The organism is Collinsella sp. CM84Y_54 (assembly GCF_036317945.1).
Lineage (GTDB): Bacteria > Actinomycetota > Coriobacteriia > Coriobacteriales > Coriobacteriaceae > Collinsella.
This window is the reverse complement of sequence record NZ_JAWQCX010000003.1, coordinates 154720-178437: the sequence shown is the minus strand read 5'-3', so window position 1 is coordinate 178437 and position 23718 is coordinate 154720. Positions and strand designations below refer to the sequence as shown.

General features: G+C 59.7%; 13 protein-coding genes. 1 reads left to right on the top strand and 12 read right to left on the bottom strand.

All coding sequences use genetic code 11. From position 1 onward, the window contains the following. Nucleotides 1-65: 65 nt before the first annotated feature. From V2391_RS05955 to V2391_RS05900, 11 genes are all read right to left on the bottom strand, one after another. On the bottom strand, nt 66-983 hold the full coding sequence (locus tag V2391_RS05955; protein ID WP_329738583.1) for a class C sortase: 918 nt from the start codon (nt 981-983) through the stop codon (nt 66-68). A 738-nt stretch (nt 984-1721) separates the two neighbouring features. Beyond that, entirely contained in the window at nt 1722-3467 is a 1746-nt protein-coding gene (locus V2391_RS05950) for an isopeptide-forming domain-containing fimbrial protein (RefSeq protein ID WP_329738582.1), read from the bottom strand. A 115-nt stretch (nt 3468-3582) separates the two neighbouring features. Then, nucleotides 3583-5247 carry an isopeptide-forming domain-containing fimbrial protein gene (locus tag V2391_RS05945; RefSeq protein ID WP_329738581.1) on the bottom strand — a complete coding sequence of 555 codons (1665 nt, stop codon included), beginning with the start codon at nt 5245-5247 and terminating at the stop codon, nt 3583-3585. Continuing rightward, on the bottom strand, nt 5240-8626 hold the full coding sequence (locus V2391_RS05940; protein ID WP_329738580.1) for a hypothetical protein: 3387 nt from the start codon (nt 8624-8626) through the stop codon (nt 5240-5242). The genes V2391_RS05945 and V2391_RS05940 overlap by 8 nt, the downstream gene beginning before the upstream one ends. A 504-nt stretch (nt 8627-9130) precedes the next feature. Next, the gene (locus tag V2391_RS05935; protein ID WP_329738579.1) at nt 9131-9952 is read right to left on the bottom strand and encodes an HAD family hydrolase; all 822 of its coding nucleotides are present in this window, start codon (nt 9950-9952) and stop codon (nt 9131-9133) included. A 224-nt stretch (nt 9953-10176) separates the two neighbouring features. Further along, nucleotides 10177-11463 (bottom strand): MFS transporter, encoded by a 1287-nt coding sequence (locus V2391_RS05930; RefSeq protein ID WP_329738578.1) that lies wholly within the window; start codon nt 11461-11463, stop codon nt 10177-10179. A 277-nt stretch (nt 11464-11740) separates the two neighbouring features. Next, the gene (gene mobB / locus V2391_RS09645; protein ID WP_442877999.1) at nt 11741-13036 is read right to left on the bottom strand and encodes a molybdopterin-guanine dinucleotide biosynthesis protein B; all 1296 of its coding nucleotides are present in this window, start codon (nt 13034-13036) and stop codon (nt 11741-11743) included. Between the two features lie 4 nt (nt 13037-13040). Beyond that, nucleotides 13041-14096 (bottom strand): GTP 3',8-cyclase MoaA, encoded by a 1056-nt coding sequence (gene moaA, locus V2391_RS05915; RefSeq protein WP_329738577.1) that lies wholly within the window; start codon nt 14094-14096, stop codon nt 13041-13043. Nucleotides 14097-14329: 233 nt separating this feature from the next. Continuing rightward, on the bottom strand, nt 14330-15367 hold the full coding sequence (locus tag V2391_RS05910) for a hypothetical protein (protein ID WP_329738576.1): 1038 nt from the start codon (nt 15365-15367) through the stop codon (nt 14330-14332). Nucleotides 15368-15582: 215 nt separating this feature from the next. Continuing rightward, complete coding sequence (locus V2391_RS05905; RefSeq protein ID WP_329738575.1) at nt 15583-17481, bottom strand: ABC transporter ATP-binding protein; 1899 nt, start codon at nt 17479-17481, stop codon at nt 15583-15585. Further along, on the bottom strand, nt 17474-19303 hold the full coding sequence (locus V2391_RS05900; RefSeq protein WP_329738574.1) for an ABC transporter ATP-binding protein: 1830 nt from the start codon (nt 19301-19303) through the stop codon (nt 17474-17476). Before V2391_RS05900 ends, V2391_RS05905 begins: the two co-directional genes overlap by 8 nt. 262 nt (nt 19304-19565) lie before the next feature. Here V2391_RS05900 and V2391_RS05895 point away from each other — a divergent pair, with 262 nt between their 5' ends. Further along, the gene (locus V2391_RS05895) at nt 19566-20912 is read left to right on the top strand and encodes an MATE family efflux transporter (protein WP_329738573.1); all 1347 of its coding nucleotides are present in this window, start codon (nt 19566-19568) and stop codon (nt 20910-20912) included. Between the two features lie 156 nt (nt 20913-21068). Here the strand turns inward: V2391_RS05895 and ligA are convergent, their stop codons facing one another. Beyond that, nucleotides 21069-23297, bottom strand: coding sequence for an NAD-dependent DNA ligase LigA (gene ligA, locus V2391_RS05890; RefSeq protein WP_329738572.1), 2229 nt, complete (start codon nt 23295-23297; stop codon nt 21069-21071). Between the last annotated feature and the right edge of the window lie 421 nt (nt 23298-23718).

The following is a 23718-nucleotide window of genomic DNA, read 5'->3' as shown; positions in this document are numbered from 1 at the left end:
ACGGCTTAGAAACCCCGACCACCACAAAGGTGCCTGTCCCCTTTGTGGCGGTTCTGAACGATGTCTTATGCCGAGGCCTTTGCCTTGCGGCGCTTGCGGACCGCGTGGATCACGAAGTCCAGCAGCAACAGCACAATGGCTACGACCACGATGAGCACGGCAAACTCGCGCTTGCCCCAGTGGCGGCTGGCCAGCGACTTTTGCTTGTCGACGTCCTTCTTGCTGTACTTGGTGCGCACGCAATGCACCAGCAGACGATGGTCGTTCACGCCGTAGGGCGTACAGGTGACGAGCGTCACCTTGTCGGCGCCGGGCTCGATGGTCAGCGACTCCATCTCCTCGGGCAGCACCACCTCGGAGTCCACCATCTTATAGGCGAGCGTCTTGTTCATGGTGTGCAGCAGCACCAGGTCGCCGGGCTCCAGCGAGTGGATGTCGTCGAACATGCTCAGGTTGCGCATGCCCGAGTGCGCGGTGAGCACGCAATGCGTCGAGGTACCGCCCACCGGTAGGCTCGTGCCCTCCAGGTGGCCGACGCCCGCCATGAGGACTTCTTCGCTCGTGCCGTGGTAGATGGGCATGCTCACGTCGATGGAGGGGATCTCGACCCAGCTCATCATGGGGTCGCGGTCAAAGATGAGCTGCTGGTCGTAGGGCTCGATCTGGTCGGCGGGGAGCTCGGCAGCCTCGCCCGCCAGCTGCTCGTTAAAGGAGCGCGCCTGGAGCAGGATGCGCTCGCGCTCCTCGGCAGACAGCGCGTCCACGGTGCTGGACACCGTGCTGATCTGGTTGAACACGCCCGAGGCCTCGAGCCGGTCCAAGATCCACGGCCAGGTCATAAGGCCCACGCCGATAAGGATGATGACGATGGTGATAAGCCGGTCGGCCCAGCGCGGCAGTCGCTTGCGGCGACGCTTAGATTTTGGTTGAAGCTTGGGCTGGGGGCTTGAGCCGCCGTTGTCCGCGGCGTTATTGCTCTTCATATGTTTGGCGCCCTGCACCATCGCCGGTCACTCCTCTACAACTCAAGTTGTCTAAACAAATAATAGCCGATTAGCGAGCTTCCGCGTCGAACAACGCAGCTTGACTGCACCGTCCGATCGAGGATGGACCAGCATTTGCGTTTTCAAAATGTCCCGAATCGGAGGAGCGATTCGGGATACAATGTCAATAGGAAACAACGCGCCCCGCGTAAGTACTTAGGAGCGCGGGCGACCAGTTTCCGACGTTGTTAAATGCCCGGGCTCCGAACCCCGGGCATTCTTATTTGCGCTTGTTGCGGCGCAAATGCCTTCTACCGTCCGCACCGCGCGTGCGCCTACGGACCTTAAACCGAACCTCATACGAGTCAAGAAACGCGATGACGAACGTGCCCACCGCCGCGAGGGCAGCGAGCGCGTTAAGGAATTTCAGCATTTGGGGACCTCCGATCGAGTCGTCGGCCGCCCGCGCACGGAATGCATCGCAAAGCCATTTTACTGCGAGTGTATGCACCCACAGCTGGTAAACGCAATAATTGCAAACATCTGTTCGCTAACCATACGCTCGATCCGGCAAGCAACGGCGCCCCGGCTGCTATGTCCAAAAAAACGGGACAAACTCCAGCACGGAGTCTGCCCCGAAAAGAGAACGGCAAAGCAAGAACGTGGATGGACGAGAAGAGTGTCCGCAAGTCTCATGGCCATCACATCCCACCTGCCAAAGGGATGGGTGAGCGAGCGTTACTCCTGCTCGGACTCCTCAGCCTGCTTACGGCTGCGGATGAGGTGCGCCACGCCGATGCACAGCACCGCGCCGCCAGCGATCCAAGTGAAGGTCACGCCGTTGAGACCGGTCAGCGGGAGGCCGACATGCTTGGTATCGCCAACGGTGATGTTGAAGGTGCCGTCGTCGTTTGTAGCTGTGTTAGTCTTGGCTTCGAGCTTGTTGTCGCCCTTCTTATCATCCGGCTTACCGATGATAACCTGATCACTGGGAGCGGTTAGTTCATACTTATCCGCGCTCGAGCTTTCACCTGTTGTCCCGCTTTCATTCTTCGGCTTAATCGTGAAATCGAAAGATACGACCTTATCGTAATTTTCGGGAGCGTCAGTCTCCTCTACCGTATAGGTTCCCGCACCGAGGCCCTTGACAGCAAAGGCGCCATCGTCGCCAGTCGTGAACTTATACGCATCATCTCCAAGAGTTCCATCGAGATGAACGTATTTCCCCTTTAGGCTTGAATCCGCCGCCGCCTTCACCTTGATGGTAAATTGTGCATTCGGGAGTGCCTTCTCAGTGCCAAGGTCAACCTTATTCAGTTTAAGGCCATAGGTGTAGGTCTTGACCTCATCGGGCACCGTCGTGCCGGTGTCGGTGGTCATTGGATTGTTTGAATACTTAAGTTTGACAGTGTTGGTGTTACCCGCATTGTATCCAACGGTAGCCTCGCTGTTAATCTTTGCCGTATAGGAGACGACGATGCAGGAGCCCGCAGTAACGCCTTTCACACTCTTAAGATTGTCGCAGGTCCAAGTCGTTGTCTTATTTCCAGTTGCAGGGTCTACAGATTCCGCACTTTGAGTAAAGCTGCTCGTCACATCAGTACCATTCGCGTGGTTAATATCAGCCTGAGCGAGGTTCTTATTCGCATATAGAGTTGCTGTGAAGCCGGTCTCCAACGTCAAGCCCTTGGAAAGTTGATCGGAGAACTGATAGAAGTACGTGCCGTACGTATCGTAGTTATCGGCGACAGTGCCATAGAGGTTGTACGTAACCTCCTGCCCAACATGGGAGTCGCTGGCATCGAGCTCTTTATCGCCCCTGGCACTCACGATTTTCTTATCGACGGTAGGTACGCTCTTTTTGGGAGTCACCACTTTATCAGTCACACCATCAACGACCGCATATACGGGCGAAGTGAAAACGTCCTTCGAGCTGTTATTTGAACCTTCTGCCACGCTATTGGTCAGGAAGAGCCAGTAGCCGGCGGCAAGACCGGAAAGGGATTTATTGTCCTGATTAGTCGCCTTCCATGCACCGGAAAAAGCAGCGGTATTCAGTTTTTTCGCAATTACATTCAGAACATTGTCGCTCGCAACCTTTGTAGCTTCATTAGTTTCAGCATGTTCATTCAGCCATTCGGCAGCATCCTGTGCGTTTTTGCTGCTGTAGCTTTTGGTGGAATCTTCTGCCTTCACGGCTTCATCAATTGCACTGACAACAACATCCCGAATTGCATCCTTCTCGGCCTGGGAAGAGCCGGCCCACTGAATGTTGGTGACAGCAGAATCGCTCACATTAGCCGCAAAGATCTGGATGCCCTTATAGGTCGTAGTCTCTTGATAAGTAGGGTCATTGAAAGTTACGGTCGAACCCGCGCCGCCCTCAGCCGCAAACGCCATCGTAACCGGGGCCATCACGCCGCCGAAGCTCAGCGCTGCCGTGAGGCCGGCGGTTACTGCCAGGCGTGCGATGTTCTTGCTCATGCTCATCTTCTTTTCCTCTGCTTTCTACTTCGTAACTCATTCGATCGGTCATCATCTGTCTGTGTCTTAGCATCTGCTTCGCTATGTCTCGCCCCGCTCTCTGTGGGGCTGCCAGCTACTCTTTATGGCTGCCACCTCCCCGCTTGACCAGGAGCGCGACCACGATGAGCGCGGCTCCGGCGACCGCTGCGGCGGCCGCGGCGTACATTGCCATATCGCCAGTCGAGGGCATAAAGCCTCCGGTGAAGATGCTAGGGGGCGTGCCGGTGGGCGTGTTGATGAGCGACGCCTCCAGGCTGCCCGTCGACCCGTCCGCGCTGTCGGCGCGCAGGGGCGACTCGGCCGTGATGGTGAGCTTGGGCTTGGCGGCGGCCACCTGGTCGACGTCCAGGCCCTCGGCCTTGACCGTCACGGAGCGCGTGCCCTCAAAGGCGGCGTAGCCCTTGGGCGCCTTGAGCTCGCGGACCTCCAGCTTGCCCGAGTCCACGCCCGAGACGGTCACGCGGCCGTCCTCGCCCGTGGTGACGGCGGCCTTGCCCTCCGCATCCCACGTGCCGTCGGCCGCCAGTGTGCGACCGCGGTCGTCGGCGATGCTCAGGACCGCCCCGGCAAGCGGCTTGTCGCCGTCGCTGCCGCGCTTGGTGAGCGCGAGATCCCAGGTGTAGGCGCACGCGTCGTCGCTCGGCGTGCGGGCGAAGCCCGCGTCGCCGGACTGGTCGGCAAAGGGAGAGCGCGGGTAGCGCAGGTAGACCTCGTTGGGGTTGCCCTTCGCGATGCCGTGGTTGCACGCGCCGTTGAGCGGCGCATTGTACACGGCGACCACGCGGGCGCCGGCGGTGAAGGCGTCGGCCCCGCCGAGCGCGGCGATCAGGTCGCCGGTGCGCACGGTGAAGGTCTTACCGTCGACCGAGACCTTGCACTGTGCCGTGATGTCGGTCCAGCCCTGCGCGGGCTTGGTGCCGGCGCGGCCGTCCTTGCCGGTCGAGACGGCATCGAACCCACCGTCCGCACCCGCCGCCACGTACACGCGCACGCTCGCGGCCACCTTGGAGGGGTCGAGTCCCGCGCTCATGGTGTCGACGAACTGCACCGCGTAGGTGTCGTAGGCGGCAAGGCCTGCCGGGACCGTGGCAGAGAGGCGCCAGTACAGGTCGTCGCCGACCGTGGCGTCGGCGGCCTTCTGCCAGGCGACGGCACTGTCCTCCAGCACATGCTTGGACACCTTGGGGGTCGCGGCCTTGGGCTTGACGGTGACGGCGCTGCCGCCGACCAGTGCCATGATCGGCGCGGTGCCGGCCTCGTTCTGGGCGATGGCGTCGTCGTCGGCGACGATGAGCCAGTAGCCACAGGGCAGCTCGGCCGTCGTGCCCGCATTAAGGGCCACGGACTTGGCGCCAGAGCTCTGGAGGGAACGAGCGAGCTGTGCGCTCAGCGCGCTCGTAAGGTGGGAATCGGTGTTGAGCCACTCGGCAGCTTCCTGCGCGGTGGTCTGGGAATTGGGCATGCCGGCGCTGCGCAGCACGGGCAGTGCGGCGTCGCGCACGGCGTCGCTTGCCCAGGCGAGGTCGGTGGCGATCTTGGCGTCGCTGTCGCCGTCGACGACGTTGGCGCTAAAGATCTGGTAGGCGTCGTAGCTGCGCGCCACGGTGCCGCTCACCGTGATGGAACCGGTCGAGGTCGGCACGGCCTGCGCGGATGCGGGGAACACAACCGCGCAGGTGCCGATCAGGAGGGCAAGCAGTGCAAACAAGATCGGGAAGGAGCAAACTTTCTTATTCACGATGCTCACCTCCCTTCGCATTCGCCTTGCGACGAATGTGCATCCAGGCCGCAGCAGCGCAAAGCACCGCCGCGCCGGCAAGGTACGTCAGAGTGACGCCCGACATACCAGAAAGGGGCAAAGAGGTGGAGTAGGTGTTGGTGAAGGTGGGGGTAGTGTCGGGAAACTCGTGGCCCTCGGTCTCGGCGCTTACCCACGTACCTTCTTTGTCAACGGTTCCCTTCCTGTAGGTCACCGCACAGTTGATCTCTCCTTTTTCGGTGTCATACCTTGCCACAACCGTGAACTTATAGACCGAGTGGTCGTACGTGTAGCGCGAGAACCGCGAACCGTCGGTTTTCTCGCGCACATAGTACGTATAGGTCTTGGAAGGGCCACCCGTGGAGTCGCCCGAGTCGTCGGGATTACCCCTGATATCAGCGAGCGAGTACTTGAGCTCAACCTCTTTATCAGTGGTGTCTTTGAACGAAAGCATCTGCTTCGTTTCTTTACCAGAGGTCACGGCAGTACCGATGATGTTTTTAAATTTGCTGTCTTTCGCAAACTGAAGTGTAAACTCCTTCATCTCGCCACCCTCAACGACCTTAGTCGCCTTAGGAGTCCAGGAGGCGGGGGGCACGATTTTGTTGGTAAAGGTCGGTTTCTTACTGTTACCGATAGTAACCGTAGTCTTCGTGCTATCTTGTGAGCTATCTTGTGGGATGTCAACGGAATAGCTTTCGGAACCAAGTGGTTTGAAGATGGGATCCTTCTCTGTCTTTTTAGAAACGGTTATTTCTTTTACCTTGTAATAATTAATAGGAATCGACATGAGATATTTAGTGTCGGATGGATTGTCCTCAACTTTTACCACGATCTTGTAAATGGTCTCGTCGAATTTGGTATCCAATTCGTTTTCGCCGCTGATGGGTTCCTCAACAAGATAGAAAACGTATTGTCCCGAAGAATAGTCCTTGCCAGAGTCGAAGGTGATATTGCCGTTTGTTTGATCAACAGGCGCCTCGCCCGCAACACTGCAATCGCCCATATCAAATGTGTCGTCATCTTTCCAAGAAGGCTCGATGTCACCATCCTGGCGCAGCAACTTAAATCTGTAATTGTGCGTGCTAAGGCCTTGCGAGATTCCCTTTTCATCTTTAAGCACCTTGGTGGCATTGAGCTTCATGCTCGGATAAACACTCAGATCCTTGACCTCGCCAACGACAAGATCGCCGTTGGTCATGATGCCGCCACCGTGGGTGTAGGAATAGTTGCCACTGATAATGGTCGTAGCCGCTGTCTGCGCCTTTCCCATGGCATCGGCAGTCGGATGGGCCTCAAGACCGAACATGTACTTGGCCTCGGCGCCGCCATTTGGCTCAATGGTGATCTTCTCGCCGTCGCAAGTGCCCTGCCAACCAGCCGAGTCGCCGCCGAGCATCTTGCCGAGCACAACTGCAATTGTCGAGTTCGCACCATCTTTTTTACGCACCAGGAAGAAATCCTTATGGCCGGATTTTTTGAAGGGCTCGGTAATGTACTCGGAGTTACTATCCTCGTTCTTCCCATATCCGCCGGCAGAGTAGTGTTCACCATTATTATCTTTATTGTTATAAATAGCGGCACCGTTGGAATGCGAAACGATTGTTTCGCCCGTAGGGCAAGCGCCAACGCCGCCGCCCCAGCCGCCAGCCTCATTTTCGGCAATCAACGTCTTTACGATATTGAGCTTGCCGCCCTTCTGGATAAAGACGCCACCGCCGCCCCAGTCGCCGCCGCGATCCTTACCCGTCATAGTCTTGTTGTTCGTAATGTAAATCTTGCTGTTCTCACCAGCGCTAATTGTTGCCATCGTACCAGTGTTGTCACCGCCAGCGATACGCAAACCGCCGCCCTCAGCGTTCTCCGCCACGTTGCCGGCAATCGTGCCGCCAGTCATTTCAAACTCGATGGTCTGGTTGTAAAAACCAGCGTAAACGCCACCGCCAGCCTCATGGGAGTAGTTAGCAGTAACTGAGCCACCCGTTATACTGAGCTTGCCACCATTTACACATGCAATGCCACCGCCACCGAGCAGGCCATTGTTAAACGATTCAGAGATATTGGAATCGACACGATTGTTAGTAATGCTTGCCGAATCGCTGATACTAACGCAAGCATTTTTGGTAAAGACGCCGCCGCCATAACCATTTTCGGGACTGCCGCCGCTGTTGCAAGTGTTTTCATACGTAGCGTTGCCAGAGATAATTCCGCCCGTAAGCTTCAGGGTGGCTCCCTTGTCAGCATAGATGCCGCCGCCAGAACCCGACTTGTTTCCCGCGACCACGCCGCCTGTCATTTCGAGACTGGCATTCGCGCCCGCCTTCTCGCCCGTTATGCACAGGCCACCGCCCCAGCCACCGCCGTTGCCATTGGTGACGTAACCGCCTTCGATTTTGACTTTACCCTCAGAAAAAATCACATGGCCGTCATCGCTCAGATTGGCGGCCGTGGTAATCATGCCGCCCTTGAGATCGAGCGTGCCGCCCTCTTTAACGGTGACCACATGCTTTACGGAACCGCTGTCCGATGCCGCATCAATAGCGCCAAAGCCCGTAACGACATGCCTGATCGTAGTCTCGGTTGTGCCGAGTCCATCTTGATTGGGCGTGCTCTTGGTCTCAAAGTAAGTAAGACTCTTAGGAGTGCCGTTATTAGAGCTGCTTCCCTTTTCCCACTCCATACTCGCAAGCTGACCCGCCGGCGCATTGGCCGTATCGACCGAACTTGGTGCATCTATTGTTGTTTGGCCTAAATCCTCGATAGTGAGCGTGGCTCCGTTTTCGACCACAAAGAAGGAGTCTAAGCCGCCAGAACGGTTACAGAGCATGTTGCCGTTAAGATCGATGGTGGTGTCTTTGCTGATAGTGATCTGCTTATCCGAATAGGCATAATCCGTCAGTCGGAACTTGCCGCCATTGGTAAACACCCCAGCAACATCGCCGCTTACCTCGGTATAGCCATCGGCACTGACGGGAGCGATAGCGTTTTCATCGTTAGTTTCATCATCAGAAGGCTGTGTATCGGAAGGCTGCGCGGCGCCCTTGGCCTCCGCGTCGCCGGACGGCAGTCCCGCGGCAGCGGCGTCTTCGCTCGCGCCATTCTCGGCATCATCGCTAATCTGCTTTTCGGCACCCCCGTTAGTGGTGCTGTCTACACCAGTAGACTCACTTGAGGAACCCCCCCCCATCACAATTTCTTCGGTAGAAACCGTCTGGTCATCGTTGGCAATGGCCTGAGAGATCGGGGGCATGACGAGCGACAATACCAGGCTCAAAACGGAGGCTCCGCACAAGACGCCTGCCAGTACACGGCGCGTCGCTTTATTACTCTGTTTAGATTTGTCTGAATTTGCTTTCATCGATGTCTCCTCCCCAAGAGACCGCAATCTTGCTCTTTCACTATCAAACGTATCTGCGCAATCTGTAATTGCGCACGCTTAGTAATCCATATTGTAGCGATTGTTTGAACATCTGAACAAGATAACCGATTGTTTTGTAGCGAATTCTCAATTCTCTTGACATTTGCTCAGATTTACCTTCGTTTATTCGCTATCTTTTTTTGTTTCTGCTGGTAATATAGTTGTCTATCATTTTTTAATAGCATTAGATTTATTTGCACAACATTTTGCTCAAGAGTAAACATCCTGTAAACAGTCGAAAATCGACCATGAGCGGTAGGTCATTTACCGGGAGTAATACCCTGCCAAACTGATGAGAATATCTTTAGCCCATCGGTGGTTGGAAGCGTAATGTTCAGACAACCATATTTGAATTTACGCGCAGATTTTAGGCATCAATTCGCCCAAATCGCCTGAGGCCACCGCAAAGGCGCCTGTCCCCTTTGTGATGGTTCTCCCCCGGCGCTACAGCAGATGCTCCTCGACAAAGACCGCGATGCCGTCTTTGTCGTTACTCGCGGTTACAAAGTCGGCGGCGGCACGGGTGGCGGCGCTGCCGTTTGCCATGGCCACGCCCACGCCGGCGTCAGCCACCATGCAGGTGTCGTTGTCCGCATCGCCAAACACGCAGATGTTCTGGAGCTCCATGTCGTTGAGCTCCGCCACGCGCACAAGGCCGCGCGTCTTAGACACGCGCGGATCCATGAACTCGTAGAGCCGCTGCGTGGTTTGCAGAGCCGCCGCCTTAACGGTGTCGTCGGCAAACGTCGACGCCCGCTCGATGACCCGCGGCATTACCTCGGGCGCCATGGTAAACATCACCTTGGGCTGCGGCTCGCGCAAAAACTCGGCAAAATCGACCACCTGGTAGGGCACACCGTCGACGCGCGACAGGTGCTCGACGCACGCATTGCTCTCGGGCACATAGAACACGCCGTCTCGGGGGCAGACGGGCGTTGCCGGAAGGTCCGCCATGTGCTTACAGATGCGCGCGATGGTCTCGCCTGGCAGTGGATAGCTCAGCTCGTTGATGTCGTGCGCGCGGTCGATGACCTCGGCGCCACCACAGCCCACCAGCACGTCCACCAGACCTTCGATGCCCCAGAGCTCGTACATGGCCTCGGTCGCGTGGGCATCGCGCCCGGTGCACAGGCCAAAGAGTACGCCGCGCTCGCGCAGGGCGCGGATCGCCGCCACGGTGCGCGGGGACACCGTGTGCCCGCTCGTGAGCAGCGTGCCGTCGATATCGCAGAACACGGCTTTGATGTGGGTGAAGGTGGCGTCCATGGGAGGCCTTTCTGGGTTGTGCGGGGGTGTGGGATGTATTCGTGAACGGCGTACATGGTATACCAAGGCGCAGGCGCGGCCTGCCAAAGCAAAAACCACCACAAAGATGCCTGGCCCCTTTGTGGTGGCCGGACTCGCAGGATGGCCTGGCCGGGGCGCAAACCATCACAACATTCGACGTTTTTCGGCAAAATCGCGATTTTCATCGAATGTTGTGATGGTTTTTACTCCTTTGCGGCACGATCCAAATGCCGGCGTCCAAACAGCAGCAGCGCCGCGGGAACCGCCGTCACGACCATGCCCGCCCCCACGAGAGTCCGTTGTACGCCAAATGTTGCCGCCAGCCACGGTGCAACCGCCAGAGGGGCCACGCCAGCGAACATATTGCCAAAGCCCATGACCGAGTTCACGCGGCCGAGCTGCTCGAGCGGGGCCGTCGTTTGCACGATTGTGTTGTGGAGCGGGTTGACGATGCCCCAGGCCACGCCCAGGGCAATCTGGCCGACAAGGGCTACGCCCACGTACGGCGTTCCCACATAGAGCAGGCTTCCCAGACCCACGGACATGAGCGCCACAAGCAGCGTTTTGAGGCTGACAAAGCGCGCCGGCAAGCGGAGCGCGGCCACGGCGCCCAGCACCGCGCCCACACCGCTGGCCGACGAGAGCCAGCCCATCCACTCAACACCGACGTGCAGGACATCGCGGTAGAAGAACGACTCCAGCGGATCGAAGGCACCATAGCCAAAGTTCGAGAGGAAGATGATGCAGAAAAGTAGCGCGAGGACGCTGTTGGTAAAGACCGTCTTGATGCTTGTCGCGAAGGTGGCACGGGAGGACGCGTTGGGATCGGAGCTTTGGCTGGCCTTGTCCGATGTGATGTCACCGATCGCGGGTTTGCCTTCGTGCGTGACGGCCTGACCCGCACTTGGTCTAAAGCCCCAACCGGCAGTGAGCGCCAACGCGGTAAAGAGCATCATGAGCACGAACACCGCGCGCGACGACGCAGCCGCCGCGACAAAGCCGCCCAGCGTGGGGCCGACGATGATACTCACATTTGAAAACATGGCGATGGCGGAGTTGATGTCTTTGAGCTCGACAGGATCGTCGGTGAGGTAGGCTGGATAGGATGTGGCGATGGGCTGGGCGAACCCCATCACAAAGCCCAGGAGCACCGCGCCGGCAAGAACAGTTCCGGTCGCGCTGCCAAAGGTGATAATCGCCGCGCCGGTTGCCAGCGCGCCGACGATGCTCAGCAGAAAATGGCGGCGTGGGCCCAAAGCGTCGAGCGCCGCGCCGCCCGCAAAGGACCCCAGGATCACAAAGACGTTCATAAACAGAACGGCCAGCGACGTCGCGACGACCGAGGCATCGTCTGCATAGGTGAGCGTTCCGATGACGCCGATAAAGTAGCTGGTCTGAAAACCGGTGTAGATGAGAAAGCGCATCGCCACCAGGCGCTTGGCCTGCACGGGCAGCGATGATTGAGGCTTTGAGAAAAGAGGGGCGAGCATGGAGACTCCTTGTTTCATGCGAATGCGGACGACGGGCATTCGCCACCGTCTGTCAAATCAATCTATCCGCATGATACATTAAGGACGCATCGAGCCTCTTCTCTCCGTTTTTCGCCCGTCATGAACTACTTGGTAGATTGTAAGGCATGTCCCACACATCTACCAAAGCAAAAACCACCACAAAGGTGCCTGGCCCCTTTGTGGAGGAAATGACGTTTGCCCAGATAAAACCTGCCAAAATAAACCTGTCCCTTTTTGGCAGGTTCAGCGTCAAGCCTTAAAGATGGTCTTGGATGAGATCACAGATGGCTCGGGCGTCGTTGATGTTGATGGCTCGGGTCGCAAAGCCGGCGTCGAATGCCTGGCGTGCCAGGGCCTCATTGCAGGCAAGGGCCAGCGTGCGGCCGTCGACTAGGTCGAGCGAGCTCTTGCCGCGCAGACGGTCGACACCGGAGCGCGCGACCACGATGTTGTCGAAGCCCTCGGTCTTGTAGCCCTCGATGATCACCACATCGACATCGTTGTAACGCGATAGCAGCTCGCGCGCGGGCATCTCGTCCTCCTCGCGCGTGTCGGCGTACTCCGCCCAGCGCGTGGCGCAGATGAGGCCCACGTGTTTGGATCCGGCCTGGTGATGGCGCCACGTATCCTTAGCGGGCACATCGATATCAAAGCCGTGATGCCCATGATGCTTGAGCGAACCCACGCGCAGGCCGCGGCGGGTGAGCTCGGCAATGACCTTCTCAACAAGCGTGGTCTTGCCCGAGTTCTGGTAGCCGATAAACGCGATCGCGGGGACGGCCGATGCCGGAGCTGCGGGCGCGGCGGCGACGGGTGCGCTCGCGGGTGCGTTGCCCGCGGCTCCCACAGCCTCAACGGCAGTGGCCTGACGCTCTGCGCGATCCCATACGCCCGAGCGGCCGCCCTCCTTGTGCAGCAGGCGCACGTCAACGATCTCCATGCCGCGATCGACGGCCTTGCACATGTCGTAGATTGTTAAGCACGCAGCACTCGCTCCAGTCAGGGCCTCCATCTCGATACCCGTCTTACCCGTCACGCCGGCCGTAACCAATACATGAAAGCCAACCTGCCCGTCAACGCGCGCCGGCGCCCAGCCCTCGGGCACGTCCTCGGCCGGCGTCCCCGCCGAAGCAATGGGCGCAATGTCGCACTTGCTCTTGGTAATGAGCAACGGATGGCACATGGGGATGATGTCGCTTGTGCGTTTGATGGCCATAATGCCCGCCACGCGCGCGCAGGCAAGCACGTCGCCCTTTTTGGCGCGGTCCTGCAGCACCATAGCCTGCGTCTCAGGATGCATGAGGATAGTGCCCTCGGCGATAGCAATGCGATGGGTCTCGGCCTTGTCGGACACGTCGACCATGCGCACCTCGCCCTTGGCGTCCACGTGCGTCAGCTCGTCACGACGGGCGTCACGGGCGGGCTCAGTGGCAGCACCGGCAGACGGCTGCGCGCCTGCAACGGCATCGCTGGCCGCAGCCGTGGCTTTGTGGGCAGACATCGCGGCCCTGCGAGCGGCCTTGGTGGCATCGGCGTACCTGCTCTTGGCCATATGATCATCCTCCGATTTGGGACATAAATCGTTGCGTGCCCTCAATTATCGCGTGTTCCTGCGGTTTGTGGGCCACGGCATCGCGCCAAATCGAAAGTACCTGCATATCATCACCACGGCGCAGGGCGTCGCGCACCGAATACTCGGCATCGCTGAACAGGCACGGACGCACGTTGCCATCGGCCGTCAGGCGCAGACGGTTGCAGTTCGCGCAAAAATGGTTGGACATGGCGCTGATGAAACCAACCGTTCCCGCCGCGCCCGGAAAGTGCCAGTAGCGCGCAGGGCCCGCGCCGGCAGGAGCGTCGTTGATGTCGAGCGGCTCGAGCTCGCCCAGTCCCGCCGCGGCGGCCCCGGCATTGATACGCGCCCGCAGCTCGTCGCTCGGCACGGTATCGCTCGCATCCCACAGCTCGGGATTGAGCGCGGGAGCATGCGGATCCACAGCGCAATGCGAGCTCGTGCGCTCGTCACCAATGGGCATGTATTCGATAAAGCGCAGGTGGATGGGACGATCGAGCGTGAGCCGCGCGAGGGCCGCCACATCCTGGTTGAGTCGGCGCACCACAACGCAGTTGACCTTAACGGGCTCAAAGCCCCAAGCCAGTGCCGCGTCGATGCCCGCCATGGTCTGCTCGAGTCGACCCAGACGCGTGATCTTTCCAAAGAGCGTAGGGTCGAGTGTGTCGAGCGAAATGTTGACGCGGTTAAGACCGGCGTCTTTGAGCTGCGGCGCCAACTTGGGCAGCAGGGCGCCATTGGTGGTGAGCGAGATGTCCTCGATCTGCGGAATCGCGCGGATGTCGCGAATAAGCGGGATGATACGGCGGCTGACCAGCGGCTCGCCGCCCGTCAGGCGTACGCGGCGAATGCCCTCCCCCGCCACCAAGCGCACAAAGCGGGCGATTTCCTCGGCGCTGAGCAGCTCGTCGTGCGCGCGGGGCGCCACGCCATCGGCCGGCATGCAATAGATGCAGCGGAAATTGCACTTGTCGGTAACGGCAATGCGCAGGTAGTTGATATCGCGGCCAAAACCGTCATGTTGCACGTACCCGTCCACGCAGCCCTCCCCTCACGCGGCGTTTTATTCTTCGGAAAACATAATACCCCACGAGAGAATCATGCCGACACCCGTACGACAGGACAGGTCGCTTCGAGCAAAACGGACTTTCCAAGCCCATCCTCAACACAGACCATCACAACAATCGATGCTTTTTCCGTTTTTGGCAAAAAACGTCGAATGTTGTGATGGTTTGCCTGCCCACGGTACCCCGTAGAAGGACCAAAGCACCCCTAAAGGCCACCGTCCCAGTGACGGATCACGAATTCTCGCAGGTCGTTCTGCCGTTTTTGGAACGCTTCGCTTCGGTCGCACTTAAGGCCCATAGCGAGCGCGATGGCGTTCATCGCCCGGTGCAATTGCAGCTGGTGGGCAAACTGAGTCCCGGTGAGGACGATCATCTTAAAGCCCAGCGCGCTCAGCACGGTCATACGCTCCGCATCCGACGCGCTGCGCTGTTTATCAAGATGGTCCGAGCCGTTGTACTCAATCCCCGTACCGCTCGCAGGCGCATATACGTCGATTTCGAAATACCCGGCCTTTGCGAGATACTTGAACTCGTTGGGAACATCGACCCGATGGTTGAGCTCAATCTTGGCGTATCCCAGCCCGCCCTGGGAACGTTTTGCTACGATCATGATTGCGGTGGCCGTCTCCATGGGCGACCGCGCGCCATCGTGCACGCGCTTGAGCACGGCGGCCGCGCGTATAGCCCCCTGACGAGATCGGTTCTCATTGCAATAGGCAATCATGTCGGCAACGGTATACCTCTGCCCCATCTCGATATAATCGCCTGTCGACAGATGATTCAAATGATATCGGGCACAGATTTCGTAGCCATATTCCAGCTGCTCGGGCTCGCTCATCCACGAACCCGCTTGGACAAAGCACATGGCCTCATCAACCACCAGAAGGCCCTCTGCCACCTCGATAAGATGGCCTGGAGGTATCGGCGCCCCAAACACGTGGCACCTAAATCCAGCCGGCGTCGAACGCTCAAAATCGAAGTTGACGAGCGTGTCGATATGATCGAGCTTTTCTCGTGGAATACCGAGCGAAACCAGATAGTCGGTAACAATCCCAACTGCCGTTGAAGCCCTCAGCCCCTTGGTATCGAGCCCCAATTTGGGCAGGTCCGCAGTCGGCTCCGCCTCGTTAGCAAGCGAGTCCTCATCGTATAGGCTGCTTGCTCGCGAGAGCGGCTCGGACGGGCGCGCCACGTTGTGGTACAGCCAGGCAGTCTTATGGGACAGGACGATCGGCAGGTCCATGAGCCCTCCAATGGAGTCGGATAACCAACCTTATTCCCCTGCCCACGGGTCCGCACACCTTCGTGCGCAAGAAAGCGATTCCACCCGGTCGAGTGGCAGAAAAACCATCACAACATTCGATGCTTTTCCCGATTTTGGCAAAAAACGTCGAATGTTGTGATGGTTTGAGGCGAGGTGAGGAGCATGGAGGGACCAAAGCATCGTGCTCGAACGGGTTAATCCAACTCTTTTAAGCCATGCGCCAGCTGCCAGTACTCGCCGTGCTGGGCGAGCAGCTCTTCGTGGGTGCCGCGTTCGATGATGCGGCCGTGTTCGAGGACCATGATGGCGTCGGCGTCGCGGACGGTGGACAGGCGGTGCGCGATCATAATCGTGGTGCGTCCGCGCATGATGCGGTCCATACCGCGCTCGATGAGCTTTTCGGTGCGCGTGTCAATGGAGCTCGTGGCCTCGTCCAGGATGAGTACCGGCGGGTCGGCGACGGCCACGCGCGCGATGGCGAGCAGCTGGCGCTGGCCCTGCGACAGGTTGGCGCCGTCGGCCGTGACCGGTGTGTCGTAGCCTCTAGGCAGGCGGCGGATAAACGAATCCGCGCAGGCGGCCTCGGCGGCGGCGTGCACCTCCTCGTCGGACGCGTCGAGCTTGCCAAAGCGAATGTTCTGCGCAATGGTGCCGCTAAACAGGTGCGTGTCCTGCAGCACAATGCCGAGCGACCCGCGCAGGCTGGCCTTGGCAATGTGCTTGACGTCGATGCCGTCGTACGTGATCTCGCCGTCATCGACCTCGTAGAAACGGTTGATGAGGTTGGTGATGGTCGTCTTTCCGGCGCCCGTCGAGCCCACAAACGCAATCTTTTGCCCCGGCTTGGCAAACAGGTTGAGATCAGTGAGCACACGGGTGCCCGGCACGTAGGAGAAGTCCACGGCATGGAAGTGCACGTCGCCGGCAAGCGGGACCAAGCCGCACGTGAGCTCGGTACCGTCGGCGGCCAACGCGCGGCCCGACTCATCAACGGCAGCCACGTCATGCAAGTGCCCGTACGCGCCCACACCCTGGCCCTCGGGAATCTTCCATGCCCACGCGGCGTCGCCCGTCTGCACCAGCTCCACGCAGCCCTCGTCCACCTCGGGCTTAAGGTCCATGGCGGCAAACAGGCGCTCGGCACCGGCCAGCGCGTTGAGTAAGAAGTTGCCCAGCTGCGTAAACTGGTTGATGGGCATGGCCGCCTGGCGCACAAAGACCAGGTAGCTCGCGAGTGCACCCACGTCGGCAAGTCCCTTGATGCAGAGCATGCCGCCCGCCACGGCGACGATGGCGTAGTTGACGTAGCCGATCACCACGGTCATGGGCACCATCGAGTTGGCGTAGGCCTGCGCGGCGCCACCGGTGCGGCGCAGCTCCTGGTTGCGCGCGTCAAAACCTGCCACGTTGGCCTGCTCGTGGTTGAAGACCTTGATGACCTTTTGGCCCGAGACCATCTCCTCGACATATCCATCCAAGTCGCCGAGCGATGCCTGCTGGGCGGCAAAAAAGCGCTTGGAGCGGATACCCGAGTAGCGCGCGTACAGCACGATGGCCGCGTCGCACACGAGCGTGATAATCGTGAGCTGCCAGTTGAGGATGATGAGCATGGCCGTGGTGCCGATCACCTGAATGGTCGCCTGAATCACGTTGGCAAAGCTGTTGTTGAGCGCCTCGGAGACGGTGTCGACGTCGTTGGTGAAAAAGCTCATGATGTCGCCCAAGCGCGTACTGTCGAAATAGCTGAGCGGCAGCGTCTGAATGTGCGCGAACAGGTCGCGACGGATGTCGGACACCACGCGTTGGGCCGCGCGCACCATGATCTGCGAGTAGCCTAGGGCCGAGAGCACGCCCGCGGCGTAGATGATCGCCGTTACGATGACCTGCTTGGCGAGCAGCTCCTCACCGCCCGTGGCCAGGCCGTTGACGATGGGGCGCACCATGTAGGTGCCGGCGAGGCTCGCGATGGCCGCGACGGAGGCAAGCATACCCACCGCCAGCAGCGAGAACTTGGCATGGCCCATGTAAGAGAGCAAACGGCGCACAGTGCGCTTGAGGTCGGCCGGGCGCGCTTGGGCTGCGGTCTTAGGCATGGCGCTCGCCCCCTTCCAAGGGTAATCTGCTGGGGACGGAGGAAAACGGATTATTCGCGCAGCCATCGTCGCTGCCGTCGCCGGCGTCTACGTTCCCCGCAAACTCCATCTGCGAGGCGTAAATCTCCTGGTAGATGTTGTCGCCCGCTAGCAGTTCCTCGTGCGTGCCCACGCCGTGGACACGACCGTCGTCCAGCACCACAATGCGATCGGCATCCATAACGCTCGCGATGCGCTGGGCGATGATGAGCACGGTCGTATCGGGGATCCGAGCGATGTGCTCGCGAATCTTAGCGTCGGTCGCCATATCGACCGCGCTGGTGGAGTCATCAAAAATGAGCACGCGCGGATGCTTGAGCAGCGTGCGCGCGATGCACAGACGTTGCTTCTGACCACCCGAGACACCGGCGCCGCCTTGGCCCAACTCGCCGTCCAGCCCGCCGATGCGATCAAGGAACTCGTCCACGCACGCTGCGCGGCAAGCCGCGAGGAGCTCATCGTCCGACGCCTGCGGATTGCCCCACTGCAGGTTCTCGCGCACGGTGCCCGCGAACAACACGTTCTTTTGCAGCACAATGCCCACGGCGTCCCGCAAGGCGACCAGGTCGTAGTCGCGCACGTCGTGTCCGCCCACAAGTACGACGCCCTCGGTGGCGTCGTACAGACGCGCAATCAGCTGCACAAGCGAGCTCTTACCCGAGCCCGTGCCGCCGAGGATGCCCACCGTCGAGCCGCTCTCGATGCGAAGGTCGATATGCTCGAGCACATCCTCGGCTGCATCCGCGCGGTATTTAAAGGAAACGTCGCGAAACTCGACACTGCCGTCCGCTGGCGCCGCAGTCGCGAGGTCTCCCGCAGGGTTGGCGATAAAGGGCTCCTCATCGAGCACCCCTGCGATACGGCCCACACTCGTGAGAGCGCGCGTGAGCAGCAAAAACACGTTGGAAATCATCATGAGCGAGTTCATGATCAGCAGCACGTAGCTCATAAAGCCCGTGAGAGAGCCCACGCCCAGCTTGCCGGCGAGAATCATGCGGCCGCCAATCCACAGGATGGAGAGCGCAGCCACGTACATCGACAGCTGAAACACCGGCAGGTTGAGCACGGCGGTGCCGAAGGTCTTGGTCGCCGTGCCGGCGAGCTCGGTATTGACGGTGTCAAACTTGTCGCACTCGTGCTCGGCGCGCACGTAAGCCTTCACGGCGCGCACGGCGGTAAGGTCCTCTTGCACCACGCCGTTAAGGTGGTCCATCGAGGTCTGGAGTTGGCGGTAGAGCGGACTGACGCGATAGGTGATGACACCCAGCACGATTGCCAGCACGGGCAAGATGATCGCAAAGACGGTGGCGAGCGGGCGCGACAGCATCAGCGCGTAGATAAGGCCGACGATAAGCGTCACCGGGCCGCGCACCATAGGGCGAAAGCCGTTGCTCACAGCATTTTGGATAACGGTGATGTCCGTGGTCATGCGAGTGACGAGCGAGCTGGCGTCGTAGTTGTCCAGGTTACCAAAAGCGAGCGTCTGAATCTTTTTGTACTCGGCCTCGCGCAGGTTAGCGCCTAGGCCCGAGGCAACGCGGGCGGACGTGTGTGCATAACCCAAGCCCAGTACCAGCGAAAGCGCAGCGCACACCAACATGTACGCGCCCTGCAGCAGCATGTAGTTGATATCACCCGCAGGCACGCCCACATCGATGATGTTGGCCATGATGACCGGGATAAACAGCTCGAGCACCGTCTCGACCGACACAAAGAACACGCCGAGAATGGCATCGCGACGGTATGCCCCTAGATAAGAAAACAGTATTTTGAGATTGCGCACGCAGGTTCAACCCCCATCAAACGTTGTTCGCAAACGCACGTATTATTGCGCGCCGAATAATGGTGTCAAGTATTCCGAAATCGTTTTCTGCAAGGTTAACGCCGGCGGCGAGTTCTCGTGACGTGTGTCCATATTCACTCGGAATAATGGTGCGCGTGACTTTTTTCGCCCGGCACCCAACACAAACCTTGACTCTACAATCGTTGTAGGGTTTTCACTACACTGGTACATAAACAAACCCAGTCAGAAAGTGCCCCCGCTCATGGAACACGACCTCACACGCGGCAATGTCCTTAAGACCATCGCGGTCTTTGCCCTGCCCTATATGCTCTCGTACTTTTTGCAGATGCTCTACGGCATGGCCGACCTGTATATGATGGGGCAGTTTAGCGGCGCCGCCGGCATCACCGCTGTGGGCAATGGCGCGCAGACGCTCTATATCATTACCGTGACGCTCGTGGGCCTGGCCATGGGAACGACGGTCATCGTCGGCCACGCCGTGGGCTCGCGCCGCTTCGACCGCGCCGAGACCGCCATCGGCAATACCATCACGCTGTTTATGGGCGTCTCGGTAGTACTGGCCGTCATCTTGTTTGCACTTTGCCCGCAGGTTGTGGCGCTCATTGGCACGCCGCCCGAGGCGGTCGAAGGCACCGCCGCCTACCTGCGTATCTGCTTTGTCGGCATTCCGTTTATCGCCGCATACAACATCCTCTCGGCCATCTTTCGCGGGCTGGGCGATTCGCGCTCGCCTATGTACGTGATTGGCGTGGCATGCATCATCAACATCGCGCTCGACTTTCTATTTATCGGCCACATGGGGCTCGGCCCCGTGGGCGCGGCGCTCGGCACAGTGACCGCCCAGACGGCCAGCGTTGCCCTCGCGCTCGTGTGGCTCAAGAGCCACCGCACGAACATCCACGTTAAGCGCAGCGACCTGCGCCCCCAGCCCGAGGTGCTCGGCAGCATTCTTAAGATCGGCGTGCCTGTGGCTGTACAGGACGGCTGCATCCAGGTGGCGTTTATGTTTATCACCGTCATCGCCAACCACCGAGGGCTCGTCGACGCCGCCGCCGTAGGCCTGGTCGAGAAGATGATCAGCTTTTTGTTCATTGTTCCGAGTTCCATGGGCGCCACCGTCAGCGCGCTCACGGCGCAAAACGCCGGTGCAGGAAAGGGCGGTCGTGCGCGTCAGGTACTCAAGGATGCCATGACGATCTCGGTGGTGTACGGCTGTCTGATCACGATGCTGATGTGGCTGGTGGCGCCGGCGTTTATCGGCTTTTTTGCCAAGGACCCCGCGGTGGTCGCGGCCGGTACCGGCTATATGCACAGTTATATTTTCGACGCAATCTTTGCCGGCATCCACATTTGCTTTAGCGGCTTTTTCGCTGCATACGGCAAGAGCTACATCGGCTTTGCGCACAACGTGCTGGCCGTGGCGCTCATTCGCGTACCCGGCGCGTGGCTGCTGTCGAACGCCTATTCCGACACGCTGTTTCCCATGGGCATCGCTTCGCCGTGCGGATCGATTTTGTCGGCAGTCATCTGTGTTGTCGCGTTTACCGTGCTTAACCGGCGCGGAGCTTTTGACAAGTTGGTAGCGTAGCGGGACAACGCGAGATTGCCCTGATCGACGACATCATTAGCGATGATCCGGCAACCTACGTGACGCAGATCACAGTGCCGGTTGCCCCGTCCAAATAAGAACCGTCCGGAAGGCATCATGCTTCCCGGACGGTTCTTCAATTAGACTATCAATGCACTAAGCCTGGGGCACCTCACCGGTAGCCAAGATCTGCTCGAGCGCGTCCTCGTCCAACACGGGCACACCCAGCTGCTCGGCCTTAGTGAGCTTGGAGCCTGCCTTGGGGCCGGCGACCAGATAGCTCGTCTTCTTCGACACACTGCCCGAAACCTTGGCGCCGAGCACCTTGAGCGCCGCACCCGCCTCGTCGCGCGTGCGGTTTACGAGCGTACCGGTCAGCACGAAGGTCAGACCCGCAAGCGGCTGTGCGTCAGCGAGCTCGCCTGCCACGCCAGCGTCGGCTGCGGCTTGCGCGTGCGCGGCACCCAAATCGACCTCGAGCGACAGGCCCGCCTGACGCAGGCGCTCCAGCACGGCAAGGTTCTCGGGCACGGCCAGGAACTGCTTGACGCTCGCCGCAATCTTGGGACCGATGCCCTCGCACTCGGCGATGTCCTCTTCACTCGCCAAGACGAGCTTGTCAATCGACAGGAATCGTTCGGCGATGACCTCGCCCACGCTCTTGCCCACGTGGCGGATACCCAGGGCAAACAGCACGCGACCGAGCGGCTGGCTCTTGGACTTGTTGAGCTCGGCGATGATTTTCTCGGCCGTCTTGAGGCCTACCGGAATGGGGTCACCCTTCTTGACGCCCTTTTTGCTGTTGGAGCTGGCATAGGTGCGCCCCGTGTCCAGTCCGGCGATGTCATCAACCGTGAGCTGGTAGAAGTCCGCGACATCGTGGATCAGGCCGGCGGCGATCATCTTGTCGACAATCTCGTCGCCCAGGCCGTCGACGTCCATGCAGCCGCGGCTCACCCAGTGGAGCAAGCGTTCCTTGAGCTGTGCGGGGCAGTCGATGGAGACGCAGCGGTAGGCAACCTCGCCATCCTCGTGGACCACGGGGCTGCCGCACACGGGGCAGACCTCGGGCATATGCCAGTCAACCGAATCGGCCGGGCGCTTATCGAGCACCGGGCCCACGACCTCGGGAATCACGTCGCCCGCCTTGTGCACGATGATAGTGTCGCCCTCGCGCACGTTTTTGCGACGAATCTCGTCGATGTTGTGCAGCGTGGCGCGCGCGATGGTGGAGCCGGCGACCGTCACCGGATCGAACTCGGCGACCGGCGTGAGCACACCGGTGCGGCCCACCTGGATGCGAATTTCGCGTAGGACGGTCTGCTTTTCCTCGGGCGGGAACTTAAAGGCAATGGCCCAGCGCGGTGCGCGGGCGGTAAAGCCCAGGTCGAGCTGCTGCTGGAAGCTGTCGACCTTTACGACCACGCCATCGATGTCGTAGTCCAGGTCACCGCGATGCTCGAGGGCCTGGGCGCAGAACTCGTGGACCTCGGCCGGCGTGGCGCAGCGTGCCACGTTGGGGTTGACGCTAAAGCCGGCGCTGCGCAGCCAATCGAGAAACTCGCGCTGGCTGTGGACGTGCAACGGGTCGGTATCGGCGATGGCGTAGATAAAGGTGGCCAGGTCGCGGCGCGCCGTGACCTTGGGGTCTTTTTGGCGCAGGGATCCTGCAGCGGCGTTGCGCGGGTTGGCGAAGGGATCGCGTCCCTCGGCATCGGCCTCTTCATTCAGGCGAACAAAGCTGCCCTTGGGCATATAGACCTCGCCACGGACCTCGATGGCACGCTCGCGGTCGGCACCCATATGAGCGAGCGCCGGCTCGGACAGGTGCATGGGCACATCCTTGATGGTGCGGACGTTGAGCGACACGTCCTCGCCCGTGGTGCCATCGCCACGCGTGGCCGCGCGCACAAAGGTGCCGTTTTGGTAGGTAAGCGCCACGCCCAGACCGTCAATCTTTAGCTCGCAGGTATAGGTGACGCTGCCGGCACCGAGCGCATCCTCGGTGCGCTGGAGCCATGCGTCGAGCTCGTCCAGGTCCATGGCATCGTCCATGGAATACATGCGCGCCATGTGCGTAACCGGCATAAACTGCTCGCTCACGTAGCCGCCCACGCGCTGGGTATAGCTGTCGGGCGTCACCAAATCGGGGTAGGACGCCTCGATTTCCTGCAACTCAACGAGCATTTTGTCAAAGGCGGCGTCCGTGATCTCGGGCGCGTCGAGCATGTAGTAGCGGTACGCGTGGTAATCGAGCTCGTGGCGCAGCTCGGCCGCGCGCGCTGCCGCCTGGGCACGGGCGTCGGTCGGTGCGGCGGCTTCCGCGGTCGTGGGCGTTTCGGTATCGATGTCCACGCCGTCACCAAACAGGCTCGATTGCTCCATAGCGGCACTCCTTCGCTCGATTTCAAACGGATACTAGAGTACCACCGGTCACGATAGGGCCGAATAACCCTTTCGAACCGCACCGAATCGGCAGCCACCAGACTGGAGTGGACAGTTAGTTCAGATACGTATAAATCCTAGAGCCGAATCAAGCACGAACACCCCTGTTTCAACTAATTTGGGCTCCTCGAGACCATGTAAACGTCCCACTCTCCCTTCCAAACACCCATTCGAGCCCCATCCCAATCAAAAATTGCTCAAAACGCATCCCAAGCTGCCCCAGATTTATACGTAACTGAACCAACTGTCCAGACCATTACGAACCAGGCCTCTTATCAGCCCCAAGTGATCCGTTTTCCTCCGTCCCCAACGGATCAATAAGAAAAGAGGGGACTGCCCCACGTTGATGGGACAGCCCCCT